The 15158-nt window shown below is 73.2% G+C and carries 15 protein-coding genes; 10 read left to right on the forward strand and 5 right to left on the reverse strand.

Features of this window, described 5'->3' with window-relative positions:
* Positions 1-45 precede the first annotated feature (45 nt).
* Positions 46-663 (reverse strand): LysE/ArgO family amino acid transporter, encoded by a 618-nt coding sequence (locus ACH4VX_RS05145; RefSeq protein ID WP_398365963.1) that lies wholly within the window; start codon positions 661-663, stop codon positions 46-48.
* Between the two features lie 70 nt (positions 664-733).
* Between ACH4VX_RS05145 and ACH4VX_RS05150 the strand changes: the two genes are divergently transcribed.
* On the forward strand, positions 734-1630 hold the full coding sequence (locus tag ACH4VX_RS05150; protein WP_398365964.1) for a LysR family transcriptional regulator ArgP: 897 nt from the start codon (positions 734-736) through the stop codon (positions 1628-1630).
* Between the two features lie 262 nt (positions 1631-1892).
* On the opposite strand, the gene ACH4VX_RS05155 is transcribed toward ACH4VX_RS05150, so the two are convergent.
* A complete protein-coding gene (locus tag ACH4VX_RS05155; RefSeq protein ID WP_398365965.1) occupies positions 1893-2588 on the reverse strand; it encodes a TetR/AcrR family transcriptional regulator in 696 nt (231 codons plus the stop codon).
* Positions 2589-2720: 132 nt separating this feature from the next.
* Here ACH4VX_RS05155 and ACH4VX_RS05160 point away from each other — a divergent pair, with 132 nt between their 5' ends.
* From ACH4VX_RS05160 to ACH4VX_RS05170, 3 genes are all read left to right on the forward strand, one after another.
* Positions 2721-3941: a saccharopine dehydrogenase family protein gene (locus tag ACH4VX_RS05160; protein ID WP_398365966.1), complete on the forward strand. Its 1221-nt coding sequence runs from the start codon at positions 2721-2723 to the stop codon at positions 3939-3941.
* A 110-nt stretch (positions 3942-4051) separates the two neighbouring features.
* Positions 4052-4309 carry a WhiB family transcriptional regulator gene (locus tag ACH4VX_RS05165; RefSeq protein ID WP_398365967.1) on the forward strand — a complete coding sequence of 86 codons (258 nt, stop codon included), beginning with the start codon at positions 4052-4054 and terminating at the stop codon, positions 4307-4309.
* A 67-nt stretch (positions 4310-4376) separates the two neighbouring features.
* Positions 4377-4727, forward strand: a complete 351-nt coding sequence (locus tag ACH4VX_RS05170; protein ID WP_398365968.1) for a DUF488 domain-containing protein — start codon at positions 4377-4379, stop codon at positions 4725-4727.
* An 11-nt stretch (positions 4728-4738) separates the two neighbouring features.
* Here the strand turns inward: ACH4VX_RS05170 and ACH4VX_RS05175 are convergent, their stop codons facing one another.
* Positions 4739-6412, reverse strand: a complete 1674-nt coding sequence (locus ACH4VX_RS05175; RefSeq protein ID WP_398366296.1) for an FAD-binding dehydrogenase — start codon at positions 6410-6412, stop codon at positions 4739-4741.
* 32 nt (positions 6413-6444) lie between these two features.
* On the reverse strand, positions 6445-7053 hold the full coding sequence (locus ACH4VX_RS05180; protein WP_398365969.1) for a TetR/AcrR family transcriptional regulator: 609 nt from the start codon (positions 7051-7053) through the stop codon (positions 6445-6447).
* Between the two features lie 147 nt (positions 7054-7200).
* Here ACH4VX_RS05180 and ACH4VX_RS05185 point away from each other — a divergent pair, with 147 nt between their 5' ends.
* The 3 genes from ACH4VX_RS05185 to ACH4VX_RS05195 are packed head-to-tail and all read left to right on the forward strand — an operon-like array spanning position 7201 to position 10519.
* Positions 7201-8433, forward strand: coding sequence for an acyltransferase (locus ACH4VX_RS05185; RefSeq protein ID WP_398365970.1), 1233 nt, complete (start codon positions 7201-7203; stop codon positions 8431-8433).
* 59 nt (positions 8434-8492) lie between these two features.
* Positions 8493-9245, forward strand: coding sequence for an MBL fold metallo-hydrolase (locus ACH4VX_RS05190; protein ID WP_398365971.1), 753 nt, complete (start codon positions 8493-8495; stop codon positions 9243-9245).
* A 41-nt stretch (positions 9246-9286) separates the two neighbouring features.
* Entirely contained in the window at positions 9287-10519 is a 1233-nt protein-coding gene (locus ACH4VX_RS05195; RefSeq protein WP_398365972.1) for a DUF4032 domain-containing protein, read from the forward strand.
* 10 nt (positions 10520-10529) lie between these two features.
* Here the strand turns inward: ACH4VX_RS05195 and ACH4VX_RS05200 are convergent, their stop codons facing one another.
* Positions 10530-11402, reverse strand: a complete 873-nt coding sequence (locus ACH4VX_RS05200) for a universal stress protein (protein WP_398365973.1) — start codon at positions 11400-11402, stop codon at positions 10530-10532.
* Positions 11403-11612: 210 nt separating this feature from the next.
* Here ACH4VX_RS05200 and ACH4VX_RS05205 point away from each other — a divergent pair, with 210 nt between their 5' ends.
* Genes ACH4VX_RS05205 through ACH4VX_RS05215 form a run of 3 tightly spaced genes read left to right on the forward strand, consistent with a single transcriptional unit; the run spans position 11613 to position 15105 of the window.
* On the forward strand, positions 11613-13289 hold the full coding sequence (locus ACH4VX_RS05205; protein ID WP_398365974.1) for an FAD-dependent oxidoreductase: 1677 nt from the start codon (positions 11613-11615) through the stop codon (positions 13287-13289).
* On the forward strand, positions 13286-14755 hold the full coding sequence (locus ACH4VX_RS05210) for an ATP-binding protein (RefSeq protein ID WP_398365975.1): 1470 nt from the start codon (positions 13286-13288) through the stop codon (positions 14753-14755). Before ACH4VX_RS05205 ends, ACH4VX_RS05210 begins: the two co-directional genes overlap by 4 nt.
* Positions 14752-15105, forward strand: coding sequence for a UBP-type zinc finger domain-containing protein (locus tag ACH4VX_RS05215; RefSeq protein WP_398365976.1), 354 nt, complete (start codon positions 14752-14754; stop codon positions 15103-15105). The genes ACH4VX_RS05210 and ACH4VX_RS05215 overlap by 4 nt, the downstream gene beginning before the upstream one ends.
* Positions 15106-15158: the final 53 nt, after the last annotated feature.

The following is a 15158-nucleotide window of genomic DNA, read 5'->3' on the forward strand; positions in this document are numbered from 1 at the left end:
GCGGACGCCCCGCGTCCGCGCCGGGGACCGCGCGGGACCCCGGTGTCAGGCTCCGGCGATCAGCGTGAGGCCGAGGACGATCATGGTGGCGGCGACCAGACCGTCCAGGACCCGCCAGGCGGTGGGGCGGGCCAGGAAGCGGCTCAGCAGGCGGGCGCCGAAGCCGAGCGCCGCGAACCAGCAGACGCTGGCCAGTACGGCGCCCAGGCCGAAGGCCCAGCGCAGCGGGCCGTGGTCGGCGGCGACCGAGCCCAGCAGAAACACCGTGTCGAGGTAGACGTGCGGGTTGAGCCAGGTCATCGCGAGGCAGGTGAGCACGGCGCGGCGCCGTGAGGTCGCCGCCCCGCCCTCCGTCTCCAGTCCGGTGGCGGCCGGGCGGAACACCCGGCGGGCGGCCAGGGCGCCATAGCCGAGCAGGAACGCGCCACCGATCCAGCCGACCGCCGTCAGCGCGCCGGGCCAGGCCACGACCACCGCGCCGACCCCGCCGACGCCGAGGGCGATGAGGGCCGCGTCGGACAGGGCGCAGATGCCGACGACGGCGAGTACGGCGTCGCGGCGGACGCCCTGGCGCAGGACGAAGGCGTTCTGGGCGCCGATGGCGACGATGAGGGAGAGGCCGGTGCCGAATCCGGTGGCGGCGGTGGTCAGGGCGCTGGTCACGCCGAGGACGCTACGGGCAGGAACGCTCTGCAGTACAGCTAAGGATTCTTACGTACCCTTAGCTCTCGTGATGACGGATCTTCCGCTGGACCAGGTAAGGACCCTGCTCGCCGTGGTGGACGAGGGGACCTTCGACGCCGCGGCCGCCGCGCTGCACGTCACACCCTCGGCGGTGAGCCAGCGGGTGAAGGCGCTGGAGCAGCGCACGGGGCGGGTGCTGCTCCAGCGCACCAAGCCGGTGCGGCCGACCGAGTCGGGCGAGGTGCTGGTCAGGCTCGCCCGGCAGGTGGGACGGCTGGAGCGGGACGCGTACGCCGAGCTGGGGCTGAGCGGGGCCGGGGAGCCGACCCGGGTGCCGGTGGCGGTGAACGCGGACTCGCTGGCGACCTGGTTCCTGGGGGCCCTCACCCGCCTGCCGGCCGACTCGCGGCTCCGTTTCGAACTGCGCCGGGAGGACGAGGCCCATACGGCGGCGCTGCTGCGGGAGGGGACGGTGATGGCCGCGGTGACCTCGTCGCCGGACGCGGTGCCGGGCTGTTCCGTACGGCATCTGGGGCGGATGCGTTACCTCCCGGTGGCGAACCCCCGGTTCGCCGTACGGCATCTCGCGGAACCGCTGCGGGAGGCGCTGCCCGGGGCGCCTGTCGTGGTGTTCGACCGGAAGGACGACTTCCAGGACGGCTTCGTGCGCCGGCTCACGGGCGGACGCGCCGAGGCGAGCGCACTGCGCCACTACGTGCCGACCTCGGAGGGCTTCGCCGAGGCGGTCGCCGCGGGTCTGGGCTGGGGCATGGTCCCCGAGGCCCAGGCGGACCCGCTGCTCCGGGCCGGCCGCCTCACGGTGTTCGCCCCGGACCGGGAGGTCGACATCTCCCTGTACTGGCAGCAGTGGAAGCTGGACTCCCCCGCGCTGGCGGCGGTGGCCGACGCGGTCACGGAAGCGGCGGCGCGGGCCCTGCGCCGCTAGGGGGTGTCGTTTGGATCAGGCCGGCTTCGGGCGACGGCGCCTCACAGCCGAGCCGGGCGGGGTCCGGTGCGTGCGGCCGCGAGGCGGAGGAGGGAGTCGACGCGGGGCGTCGAGGACCGACGGCAACGCAGCAGAGGTGCGTGCCGGCCCCCGCCCGGCTCGGCAAGATCCAAACGACATCTCCCAGGTCCTGTCGCCGAATCCCCGCCGTCCGTCCGGAGGGCGGACCCTGCGGCGTCGGGTGGGAAGGCGACGACAGACCCTAGGCCAGGCTCTTCCCGGCGCTCTCCAGGAGCATGTCCAGCGCCGTCGGGTAGGCGCTGGTGACCATGCGGGTGGCCAGCAGCGGCGCGGCCTCGGCGATGCGGGGGTGGGTGGCGGCGGGGAGGCGGGCGTAGGTGGAGCGCCACATCTCCTCGTCGGCGCGGCGCGCGGCGCCGGGCAGGGCCAGGGACGCGGCGTCGAGGGCGGCGAAGGCCAGCGTGGTGTCGATGAAGGCGTGGTAGACGCGGACCGTCTCCGGCAGCGGGAAGCCCGCGCCGCGCAGCACGTCCAGCACCGCCTCGTCGGCCGCCAGTTCGTTCGCCCGGCCGGAGACCCGGCTCGCCGTGAGGACGGCGGCCTGCGGGTGCGACACATAGGCCGCGTGGATGCGCAGCCCGACGGCCCGCAGGTCGGCGCGCCACTGTCCCGTGGGGCGCCAGCCGTGCAGCGCCTGGCCGATCAGCGCGTCCCCGATGGCGAGGGTCAGCTCGTCCATGCCGCGGAAGTAGCGGTAGAGGGTGCTCGGGTCGCAGTCCAGGGCGAGACCGAGCCGACGGGCGGTCAGGCCCGTGCTGCCGTGCTCGCGCAGCAGGCGGAGCGCCGTCTCGACGATCAGTGTCCCGGACAGGACCCGGCCGCTCCTCGTCGGCCTGCGGCGCCGTCGGCGCTCCTCGGGGACCACGCGTTTCGGCATCGCCGCCTCCTCGCACTCTTATGCCAACGCCATTGACCTTATGTCGTCGTGAGGCGTTGTATCTCCGGCCAGGGGCCCCGTACACATACCGGATCCATGAGGATCCACGAGGCAGAGAGGGAGTGCTCCGTCATGCGTGTACTGCTCGTGGGAGCCGGCGGCGTGGGCACCGCCGTCACCCGGATCGCGGTCCGGCGGCCGTTCTTCGACCGGATGGTGGTGGCCGATCACGACCCGGCCCGGGCCGAGGCGGCGGTCGGCGCGCTCGGCGCGGAGGGTGCCCGGTTCCGTGCCGAGCGGGTGGACGCCGGCGACGAGGACGGGGTGGCGGCGCTGCTCGAACGGCACGGCTGCGACGTCCTGCTCAACGCCACCGACCCCCAGTTCGTGATGCCGCTGTTCCGGGCCGCGCGCCGCGCCGGTGCCACTTATGTCGACATGGCGATGTCACTGTCCCGGCCGCACGCCGAACGGCCGTACGAGGAGTGCGGGGTCAAGCTCGGCGACGAGCAGTTCGCGCGGGCCGAGGAGTGGGCGGAGGCCGGTGCGCTGGCCCTGGTCGGCATGGGGGTGGAGCCGGGCATGTCGGACGTGTTCGCCCGGTACGCCGCCGACGAACTCTTCGACGAGATAGCGGAGATCGGTGTCCGCGACGGCGCGAACCTCACGGTGGACGGCTACGACTTCGCGCCGTCCTTCAGCATCTGGACCACCATCGAGGAGTGCCTCAACCCGCCGGTCGTCTACGAGGAGGGCCGCGGCTGGTTCACCACCGAACCCTTCAGCGAGCCCGAGGTGTTCGACTTCCCGGAGGGCATCGGCCCGGTGGAGTGCGTGAACGTCGAGCACGAGGAGGTGCTGCTCGTGCCGCGCTGGGTGGACGCCCGCCGGGTGACCTTCAAGTACGGTCTGGGCCGCGAGTTCATCGACACGCTCAGGACGCTGCACCTGCTGGGCCTGGACCGTACCGAACCGGTGACCGTGCCCGGCCCGGAGGGTCCGGTGCGGGTCTCCCCCAGGGACGTGGTCGCCGCCTGTCTGCCCGACCCTGCGACGCTGGGCGAGCGGATGCACGGCAAGACCTGCGCCGGCACCTGGGTGCGGGGCGTGAAGGACGGGGCGCCGCGCGAGGTGTACCTCTACCACGTGGTCGACAACCAGTGGTCCATGACGGAGTACGGCTGCCAGGCCGTGGTGTGGCAGACCGCCGTCAATCCCGTCGTCGCCCTCGAACTGCTCGCCACCGGCGCCTGGTCGGGCACGGGCGTGCTCGGTCCTGAGGCGTTCCCCGCGAGGCCGTTCCTGGAACTGCTGACCGCGTACGGCTCACCCTGGGGACTGCGCGAACAGTGACCACGCACGTCGTTCCGTTGTTTCACCGCTTGCCGACAGGTGACCCGAAAAGGAGTAGGGCGCCCAGAAGGGCGCCTGTCCGCATTCACACCGATCGCAGGTGACTCTCCATGGACAACTGGCGCGAACGTGCGACCTGCAGGACCGAGGACCCCGACCTCTTCTTCCCGATCGGCACCTCCGGACCCGCCCTGATGCAGACGGAGCAGGCCAAGGCCGTGTGCCGACGCTGCCCCGTGCAGGAGCAGTGCCTGGAGTGGGCACTGGACACGGGGCAGTCCATCGGGGTGTGGGGCGGTACGAGCGAGACGGAACGCCGCGCCCTGAAGCGTCGCATCGCCGCGCGGCGGGCCGCCGGAGGTTCCTGAGGCGCTCGCCGCGCCCGGCCCGGCGGGCCGCAGTACGCTCGCGGGACATCGCCGGAAGGGGCCGACCATGAGCGTACGCGTGCGCCGTGTCTACGAACCGCCCGAGCCGGACGACGGCGTCCGGATCCTGGTCGACCGGCTGTGGCCGCGCGGTCTGGCGAAGGACGCGGCGCGGGTGGACGAGTGGCCCAGGGGGCTGACCCCGTCCACCGAGCTGCGCCGCTGGTACCACGCGGACGACCGGCCGTACGAGGAGTTCCGCGAGCGCTACGAGGCGGAACTCGCCGCTCCGGAGGCCGCCGGACTCCTGGACCACGTCCGCGGACTGTCCGGGAAGGGCCCGGTGACGCTGCTGACCGCGTCCAGGAGTCCGGCGACCAGCCACGCGGAGGTGCTGGCCCGGCTCCTGGACGACTGACGGGGCGTGACCTACGCCGTCCGGGCGGCCGCCGCCCGCCCCGCCGCCCGGCCCGAGAAGAGACAGCCGCCGAGGAAGGTGCCCTCCAGGGCGTTGTAGCCGTGGACACCGCCGCCGCCGAAGCCCGCCACCTCGCCGGCCGCGTACAGCCCCTCGACCGGCCGGCCGTCGGCGCCCAGCGCGCGGGAGTCCAGGTCGGTCTGGATGCCGCCGAGGGTCTTGCGGGTGAGGATGTTCAGCTTGACGCCGATCAGCGGGCCGGCCGCGGGGTCGAGGATGCGGTGCGGGGTGGCGACGCGGCCGAGGCGGTCGCCGATGTAACGGCGGGCGTTGCGGATGCCCTGCACCTGGGCGTCCTTGCTGTAGGCGTTGTCCATCTGCAGGTCGCGGGCCTCGATCTGGCGCCGTACGACGGCCGCGTCGAGCAGCGGTTCGTCGGTGAGGGTGTTCATCTTCTCGACGAGCTGTTCGAGGGTCGGGGCGGTCACGAAGTCGGCGCCCTTGCGCAGGAACGCGTCCACCGGCCCGGGGGCGCCCTTGCCCAGCAGGCGGGTGCGCAGGAAGCCGGCCCGGTCCTTGGCGGTGATGTCGGGGTTCTGCTCGGAGCCCGACAGCGCGAACTCCTTCTCGATGATCCTCTGGGTGAGGACGAACCAGGAGTGGTCGTGTCCGGCGAGGTCCTCGGTGGTGCGCAGGTGCTTCAGCGTGCCGAGGGTGTCGTAGCCGGGCAGGCAGGGGTCGGGCAGGCGGCGGCCGAGGGCGTCGAACCACATCGAGGACGGTCCGGGCAGGATGCGGATGCCGTGCCCGGGCCAGACGGGGTCCCAGTTGCGCAGGCCCTCGGTGTAGTGCCACATGCGGTCCCGGTTGACCAGGCGCACCCCCGCGCGGGCGCTGATGTCGAGCATCCGCCCGTCGACGTAGGCGGGGACCCCGGTGACCATCTCGCGGGGCGGGGTGCCCAGCCGCTCGGGCCAGTACCGGCGGACGATGTCGTGGTCGGCGCCGATGCCGCCGCTGGTGACGATCACGGCCTGGGCGGTGAGCTCGAACTCACCGGTCGTCTCACGGCTGGAGGCGACACCGCGCGGTGCGTTGTCCTCCGCGAGCACGGTGCCGCGCACCCCGCGCGTGGTGCCGTCCCCGACGACGAGTTCGTCGACCCGGTGGCGGTGGTGGAAGGTGAGCAGCCCGTCGCGCGAGGCCTGCCGGGCGTACCGGACGAAGGGTGCGACGACGCCGGTTCCGGTGCCCCAGGCGATGTGGAAGCGGGGCACGGTGTTGCCGTGTCCGTCCGCGCGGAGGTCGCCGCGCTCGGCCCAGCCGACGGTGGGCAGGAAGGTGATGCCGTGGCCGTCCAGCCAGGACCGCTTCTCCCCCGCCGCCCACTCGACGTAGGCCCTCGCCCAGCGCACCGCCCAGGTGTCCTCGTCGTCGAGCCGGTCGAAGCCCGCGCTGCCCTGCCAGTCGTTCCAGGCCAGGTCGAAGGAGTCCTTGATGCCCAGCCGCCGCTGCTCCGGTGAGCCGACGAGGAACAGCCCGCCGAAGGACCAGAAGGCCTGGCCGCCGAGGTTGGCGGCGTTCTCCTGGTCGACCAGGGCGACCCTGCGGCCCCTGCTGGTCAGCTCGTGGGCCGCGACGAGGCCCGCGAGTCCCGCTCCGACGACGATGACGTCGGCATCCATGGCGACCGTCCCTTCCTGTTGTGCGGTGGCTGTCATGCGGTGAGCAGCGCGGTCAGCAGTTGTCTCAGCCAGGCCCGGGCGCCCGCGACGTCCCGGTCAAGGAGCAGTCGGGTGGTGACGCCGTCGTAGGCGGCGACCACGGCGTGCGCGGCGCCCTCGACGTCACCGAGCACGGCGGGCAGTTCGGTGTGACCGCGGGCCCGGGCGAGCCGGCCGGCGACGACCCGCCGCAGCCGCGTCCGGTGCTCCAGCAGGACGCGCGCCACCTCCGGGTCGCGGGCGGCGCGCACCAGGAAGTCGGTCTTCACCAGCAGCCAGTCGCGGTCCAGGAGCAGGACCTCGGTGACGCGGTCCACGGCGGCGGGCACGTCGAGGTCGGGTCCGTCCTGGGCGAGGGCCCCGGCGACCTGCTCGGCGATCAGTTCGGCGCGCTCCGTGTACAGGGCGAAGAACAGTTCGTCCAGGTCGGCGAAGTTGGAGTAGAAGGCGCCCCTGGTGTAGCCGGCGGCCTCGCAGACCTCCTCGATCGAGACGTGCCCGAAGCCCTTGGCGGCGAAGACGGAGAACGCGGCCTCGAGCAGGTTCGCGCGCGTGCGCAGACGGCGCCTGGTGACGCGCCCCGCCGTACCGCCCACCGCCATGCCGGCCCCGTTCCCTCGGTTCGATACGGGAACGTATCCGATACACCGGTGTATCGAAAGGTCCGGGAGCGGCGGAGTTCGCACCGGAAGCCTGTCCTCCCCGCCCCCGCTCCCCCACACTGGGCCGCACCCGGGCGGGGAGGGCCGATGGGCGCGGACACGGAGCGGGGGGCGGGGGCCGGCCGGCGCGGCGAACTGGACGTGCTGCGCGCCCTCGTCGTCCTCGGGCTGGTGTTCTTCCACACCGCCCTCGTCTTCTCCCCGGACGACGACTTCTACGTCAAGAACGCGCGGACGACGGACGCCGTCACCGTCCTCGCCGGGTTCGGCGTGGTGTGGGCCATGCCCATGCTGTTCCTCGTCGCCGGTCTCGGCGCCCGGCACTCGATCCGCCGCCGGGGACCCGGCGGGTTCGCCCGGGAACGGCTGCTGCGCCTGGGTGTCCCGCTGGTCTTCGCGACGGTCGTGCTGTGCCCCCTCCCCCCGTGGCTGCGGCTGCGCGCCGCCGACCCCGGGTACGACGAGTCGTACGGACGGTTCTGGGCGCGCTTCCTGTCCGTGCGGCCGGACCTCGCCGACTTCCCCTTCGTCCTGGAGGGCGATCACTTCGAGACCGGACATCTGTGGTTCGTCGTCCTGCTGCTCACCTTCTGTCTGCTGCTCGCCCCCGTCGCCGCCCGGCTGGCGGCCGGGGCCGACCGCGTGGCGCCCGTGCTGCGGCGCCGGCCTGCGCTGCTCCTGCTCCCCGCGCTGCCGTCGGCCGCGGTCGACGCGCTGCTGGGCATGGAGGAGGGCTTCGCGGGCTGGAACCGCTGGGCCTACCTGCTGTTCTTCGTGTACGGATTCGCCCTCGCGGACGACGAGCGGGTCCGGGAGGCCATGCGCCGCGCCGCGGTACCCGTGGGCGTGCTCGGCGTGGTGCTGTTCGCCGGGACCGCGCCCGGTTTCGTCTCCGGGGACGACCCGTTCACCGCGTGGACCCCGTTCGCGCTGGTGACCAGGGCGCTGTTCGGGGCGGCCGGCTGGTGCTGGGTGGTCGCGCTCCTCGGCCTGCTGGACCGGCCGGGGCGCCCGCGCCTGCGGAGCGGCCGGGGCGGGGGAGCCGAGGTTCTGCCGTATCTGGCCCTCGCCGCCCTGCCGTTGTACGTGTTGCACCAGCCGGTCGTGGTCGCCTTCGCGTACGGCGTGGTCGGCTGGTCCGCGCCGACGGCCGTCAAGTACGCGGTGATCGTGGCCGCCTCCCTGGCGGTGGTCCTGGTGCTGTACGAGTACGGGGTGCGCAGGTGGGCGGTGACCCGGTTCCTGTTCGGGATGCGTCCCGTCGCCCCCGCCGTACCGGCGCCGCCGCGGCCGGGTCCACCGCCCGCGCCGGCGCCGTGATCTGCTTTCCTTCTCCCGTCCGGCAGGAACGACTGGAACGACTGGAACTCGGGACGATCATGCGAGCAACCGTGCGGCACGTCGCGGAGGGCACCTACCTGGTGCACGGCACGAACACCAACTGGGTGATCCTGACCGAGGGGGACGCCGTCACACTGATCGACACCGGCTACCCGGGCGACCGCGAGGGGCTGCTCGCCTCCCTGGCGGAGGTGGGGAGTTCACCGGAGGCGGTGACGGCCGTACTGATCACCCACGCCCACAGCGACCACCTGGGATCCGCCGAGTACCTGAGCACCGCGTACGGCACTCCCGTGTACGCCCACAAGGCCGAAGTCCCGCACGCCCGAAGGGACTTCCTGCACCAGGTGACCGTCGGACAGGTACTGCGCAACGGCTGGCGGCCGGGCGTGCTGCCCTGGGCGGCGCACGCCCTGCGCTCCGGCGGGACGGCGGATGTGGCGGTCACCGCGCCCGAAGCGTTCCCGGAGTCCGGTCCCGGCCCGCTCGATCTGCCCGGCCGGCCCGTGCCCGTGCACACGCCCGGCCACACCGCCGGGCACTGCGCGTTCCACTTCCCGCACACCGGGGTGGTGGTGTCGGGCGACGCCCTGGTGAGCGGCCATCCCACCTCGCGGGCCGAGGGGCCGCAGATGCTGACGGACATGTTCCACCACGAGCGCGCCACCGCCGTGGCCTCGCTGGACGTGCTGGCCGGACTGGACGGCGGCCTGCTGCTGCCCGGACACGGCCCGCTGTACGAGGGGTCCGTACGGGACGCTGCCCGACTGGCCCGGGAGCGCGCGCAATAGGGTGAGGTGACGACCGCCCACGAGACGAGGACACCCCCGCCATGGCACTGCAGATCAACGCCACCAACCCGGAGCATCCCGCGCTCCTGTTGGAACTGCCGTGGCACCTGCCGCTGGAGGAGTGGCCGGAGGAGTACCTGGTGCCGCTGCCGCGCGGCATCTCCCGGCACGTGGTGCGCTACGCGCGCGCCGGCGACGAGGTGATCGCGGTGAAGGAGCTCGCCCGGCGGCCCGCGCTGCGCGAGTACGAACTGCTGCGCGGCCTGGACCGGATCGGCATCCCGGCGGTGGACCCGCTCGCCGTGGTCACCGGCCGCACGGACCCCGGCGGGGAGCCGCTGGAGAGCGTCCTGATCACCCGCCACCTCGGCGGCTCCATGCCGTACCGGTCGATGTTCGAGACGACGCTGCGCCCGGCGACCATGCACCGGCTCATGGACGCGCTCGCCGTGCTGCTGGTGCGGCTGCACCTGGCCGGGTTCGCGTGGGGCGACTGCTCGCTGTCCAACACGCTGTTCCGGCGTGACGCGGGCGCCTACGCCGCCTACCTCGTGGACGCCGAGACCGGGGACCTGCACCCGGAACTCAGCGTCGGCCAGCGGGAGTACGACCTCGACCTCGCGCGGGTCAACATCAGCGGCGAGCTGCTCGACCTGGAGGCCTCCGGGGCGCTGCACCCCTCCGTCGACCCGATCGAGTTCGGCACCGAGATCTGCGCCCGCTACACGGGCCTGTGGCAGGAGCTGACCCGCACCTCCGTCTACCCGGCGGGCAAGCACCACTACATCGAGCGCCGTATCCGCCGGCTGAACGACCTCGGTTTCGACGTGGCCGAGATGCAGATCGAGCACGCCTCCAACGGCGACACGGTCACCTTCGTGCCCAAGGTCGTCGACGCCGGTCACCACCAGCGGCAGCTGCTGCGCCTGACCGGTCTGGACGCCGAGGAGAACCAGGCCCGGCGGCTGCTGAACGACCTGGAGAGCTGGATGGCCACCCAGGACGACTACGCGCCGGGCGACCCCCTCGGCGCCCGTCCGGAGGTCCTCGCCCACCGCTGGGTGCGCGAGGTCTTCCGGCCCACCGTGCGGTCCGTGCCGCCGGAGCTGCGCGGCCCGGTGGACGCCGCGGAGATCTACCACGAACTCCTGGAGCACCGCTGGTACCTGTCCGAGCGGGCGCAGCACGACATCGGGCTCGGCACGGCCGTCGAGGACTACATCAGGAACATCCTGCCGAAGGCGCGGGAGACGCTCCGGCCGACGGCCGGCTGACGGCACGGGGTCAGGCCGGCGGCACCACGGCCACCGGGCAGTCCGCGTGGTGCAGGACGCCGTGGGCCACCGAGCCGATCCGGGCGCCCACGGCCGTGCGGTGGGCGCGGCGGCCGACCACCATCAGCTGGGCGGTGCCCGCCACCGACAGCAGCACCTGTCCGGCGCTGCCCATCTCGACGTGCTCGATCACGTGCACGTCGGGGTAGCGCTCCCGCCACGGCGCGAGGGCCGCCGCCAGCGCCTTCTGCTCGTACGGTTCCAGGCCGCCGGCCTCGTCGAGGAGCCGGAGCGAGGCGGGGCTGTAGGCGAACACCGGCGGCAGGGTCCAGGCCCGCACGGCGCGCACCGCGGCCCCGCGCCGGGCCGCGGTCTCGAAGGCGAGGCCGAGCGCGGCGGCACTGTCCTCCGGGTCGCCCTGCTGGCCGACCACGATCTCGTGCCCGGAGACCTCGTTCGACGCCTGCTCCCCGGCCCGTACGAACACCACCGGCCGCTCGGCGTCGACGATCACCTGCTGGCCGACCGAGCCGACCAGGAAGCCCACGATCCGCCCGTGTCCGCGCGAGCCGAGCACCAGCATCTCCGCGTCCGCGGCGACACCGGTCAGCGTCTGCACGGCGTCGCCCTCCAGGACGTCCGTCGTCACGGCGAGACCGGGGTGCCGTTCGCCGACGGCGCGGACCGCCTCTTCCACCGACGCGCGGACCCACTGCTCCTGTGTGGCCCGGTCCCCCGTGTCCACCGCGTCGTGCGCCTCGAACCGCCAGGCGTGCACCACCCTGAGCGGCAGTCCCCGGCGGACCGCCTCCCGTGCCGCCCAGGCCAGCGCGGCGAGGCTCTCCCCGGTTCCGTCGATCCCTGCCGTGATCGGGCGCGTCATGCGGTTCCTCCCGGTGTCGTGTCCGCTTCGCGTGGTCCAGTCTTCCCTACGCCGCCGCCCCGGCCGCACGCGGTCGCGCCGCACGTGGGGCTCACGCATGTCCGAGCGCGCCGGCGCGACCGAACATACGATGGGCAGGGCCGGTGCGGTGGCTGCGGCTGGACCGGGGCCCGCCGCGCCGGGGATCCGACCGCACGACGGGGGGGACGTATGGCACAGGCCGCCGAAGCGGCACGGACGGTGATCATGACCGTGGACGACGACCCGGGCGTCTCCCGCGCCGTGGCCCGGGACCTCAGACGGCGCTACGGGGCGTCGTACCGGATCGTGCGCGCGGAGTCCGGCGAGTCCGCGCTGGACGCGCTGCGCGAACTGAAGCTGCGCGGCGACCTCGTCGCCGTGATCCTCGCCGACTACCGGATGCCGCGGATGAACGGCATCGAGTTCCTGGAGCAGGCCCTCGACATCTTTCCGGGTGCGCGCCGGGTGCTGCTGACCGCGTACGCGGACACCGGCGCGGCGATCGACGCGATCAACGTCGTCGACCTCGACCACTACCTCCTCAAGCCGTGGGACCCGCCGGAGGAGAAGCTCTACCCGGTCCTGGACGACCTCCTCGAGGCCTGGCGGCGCAGCGACCACCGGCCGGTGCCCAGCACCAAGGTGGTCGGGCACCGCTGGTCGGCGCGCTCCTCGGACGTACGGGAGTTCCTGGCCCGCAACCAGGTGCCCTACCGCTGGTACTCCTCCGACGAGCCGGAGGGCCGGCGGTTGCTGGCCGCCGCGGGCGAGGACGGAATGCGGCTGCCGGTGGTGATCACCCCGGGCGGGGTGCCCCTGGTGGAGCCGGAGTCCGTGGACCTCGCCGCCCGGGTGGGCCTGGCGACCACCCCGGAGGCCGACTTCTACGACCTGGTGGTGATCGGCGGCGGCCCGGCGGGGCTCGGCGCGGCGGTCTACGGGGCCTCCGAAGGGCTGCGGACCGTGCTGGTGGAGCGGTCGGCGACCGGCGGGCAGGCCGGGCAGTCCTCCCGGATCGAGAACTACCTGGGCTTCCCCGACGGCGTGTCGGGGGCGCAGCTCACCGACCGGGCGCGGCGGCAGGCCACGAAGTTCGGCGCCGAGATCCTCACCGCGCGGGAGGTGACGGGTCTCGAGGTCAACGGCGGCGCCCGGGTCGTACGGTTCTCCGACGGTTCGGCGGTCGCCGCGCACAGCGTGATCCTGGCGACCGGGGTGTCGTACCGGCAGCTGGCGGCACCCGGCTGCGACGAACTGGGCGGCTGCGGGGTCTTCTACGGATCCGCGCTGACCGAGGCCGCCGCCTGCCAGGGCCACGACGTGTACATCGTCGGCGGCGCCAACTCGGCCGGGCAGGCCGCGATGTACCTGTCCCGGTTCGCCAAGTCGGTGACGCTGCTGGTGCGCGGGCCGGATCTGGCGGCGTCGATGTCGCACTACCTGATCCAGCAGATCGACCGGGCGCCGAACATCTCGGTGCGGTGCGGCGCGGTCGTCGAGGGCGCGCACGGCGACGGTCATCTGGAGCGGCTGACGCTGCGCGACACGGAGAGCGGGGGGACCGAACTCGTGGACGCGCAGTGGTTGTTCGTGTTCATCGGCGCCGCCCCGCTGACCGACTGGCTGGACGGCACGGTGCTGCGGGACGAACGCGGGTTCATCCTCGCCGGACCCGATCTGACCCCCGACGGGCGGCCACCGGCCGACTGGGAGCTGGACCGGCCGCCGTACCACCTGGAGACCAACGTGCCCGGCGTGTTCGTCGCGGGCGACGCGCGGGCGGAGTCCGCCAAGCGGGTCGCGTCCGCCGTCGGAGAGGGAGCCATGGCCGTGATGCTCGTCCACCGGTACCTGGAGCAGTCGTGAGCGGGCGGCCGATGCCGTGCAGCCCGCAGGAGATCGGCTCCCTGTTCCTGTTCGAGAAGCTCACCGCCGAGCAGCTCGGGCGGCTCTGCGCCGAGGGGCGGGTGGAGGGGTTCGGGCCCGGTCCCGTCTACGCCGAGGGCGACCCCGCCACCTGCTTCTACGTGATGCTGGAGGGCACCGTCGTGCTGTCCCGCCGGGTCGGCGGGGACGATGTGGAGGTCAGCCGCACGTCCCAGCGCGGGGTGTACGCGGGGGCCATGCAGGCGTACCTCGGGGACCGGGTGCGGCAGGTCTACAACAACTCGATGCGCGTGACGGAGCCGACGCGGTTCTTCGTGGTGCCCGCGGACACGTTCGCGGACATCATGCAGGAGTGGTTCCCGATGGCGGTCCATCTCCTGGAGGGGCTGTTCTTCGGTTCGAAGAGCACCCAGCGCGCCATCGGCCAGCGCGAACGGCTGCTGGCGCTGGGATCGTTGTCGGCCGGACTGACGCACGAACTCAACAACCCCGCCGCCGCGGCCGTAAGGGCGACCGCGACGCTGCGCGAGCGCGTCGGCAAGATGCGGCACAAACTGCGCGTCATCTCCGCGGGCACCTACGACCGCGAGACCCTGGCCAACCTGATCGACATCCAGGAGCGGACGGCCGAACGGGTCGCGAAGGCGCCCGTGCTCAGCCCGCTGGAGGCGTCGGACCGGGAGGACGCGCTCTCCGACTGGCTGGACGACCACGGCATCCCCGACGGCTGGCGGATCGCCCCGACGTTCGTCCAGGCCGGGCTGGACCTGGACTGGCTGGACCAGGTCGCCGCCGCCGTGGACGGGGCGACGCTCCCGTCGGCGGTCGGCTGGCTCAGCTACACGGTCGAGACGGAACTGCTCATGGACGAGATCGCGGACTCCACGAACCGCGTCTCGCACCTCGTCGACGCCGCCAAGCAGTACTCGCAGCTCGACCGCGCCCCCTTCCAGATCGCCGATGTGCATGAACTCCTCGACAGCACCCTGCTGATGCTGTCGGGGAAGTTCGGAGAGCGGATCAAGGTGGTCAAGGAGTACGACCGCACGCTGCCGCGCATCCCGGCGTACCCGGCGGAGCTCAACCAGGTGTGGACCAATCTGATCGACAACGCGGTCGCCGCCATGAACGGCGCGGACGGCCAGGACGGCCGGGGCACGCTGACCGTGCGCACCGCGCGGGAGCACGACCGGCTGCTGGTGGAGTTCGGCGACACCGGCACGGGCATCCCGCCGGAGGTCCGCGACCGGGTCTTCGACCCGTTCTTCACCACCAAGCCGGTGGGCGAGGGCACCGGCCTCGGCCTGGACATCTCCTGGCGGATCGTGGTGAACAAGCACCACGGGACCCTGCGGTTCGAGTCCGAGCCGGGCGACACCCGCTTCCAGGTGCTGCTGCCGCTCACCGCTCCCGCCCCCGACGACACCCCCGAGGAGCCCGCATGACCAGCGACCACGCCATCGACCCCGGTGTCCCGCCGACCGGCACGGGCTGCGCCGACTGCGACACCGTGGGCGGCTGGTGGTTCCATCTGCGGCGCTGCGCGCGGTGCGGCCACATCGGCTGCTGCGACAGTTCGCCGGGGCAGCACGCCACGGCGCACTTCGAGGCCACCGGGCATCCCGTGGTCCGCAGCTACGAGCCGGGCGAGGACTGGTTCTGGAACTACGCCACGAACGAGCTGTACGAGTCCGGCCCCGGCCTGGCCCCGCCCGTGAGCCACCCGACCGACCAGCCGTCGCCGGGCCCGGCGGGACGGGTGCCGTCGGACTGGGCGGAGACGCTGCGCCGCTGAGGGACCGCGGCCGGGAACCCGCGGCCACCGCTCGTCGTTGTCCGGACACCCCC

It is taken from the genome of Streptomyces sp. NPDC020731, from assembly GCF_044334705.1.
GTDB lineage: Bacteria > Actinomycetota > Actinomycetes > Streptomycetales > Streptomycetaceae > Streptomyces.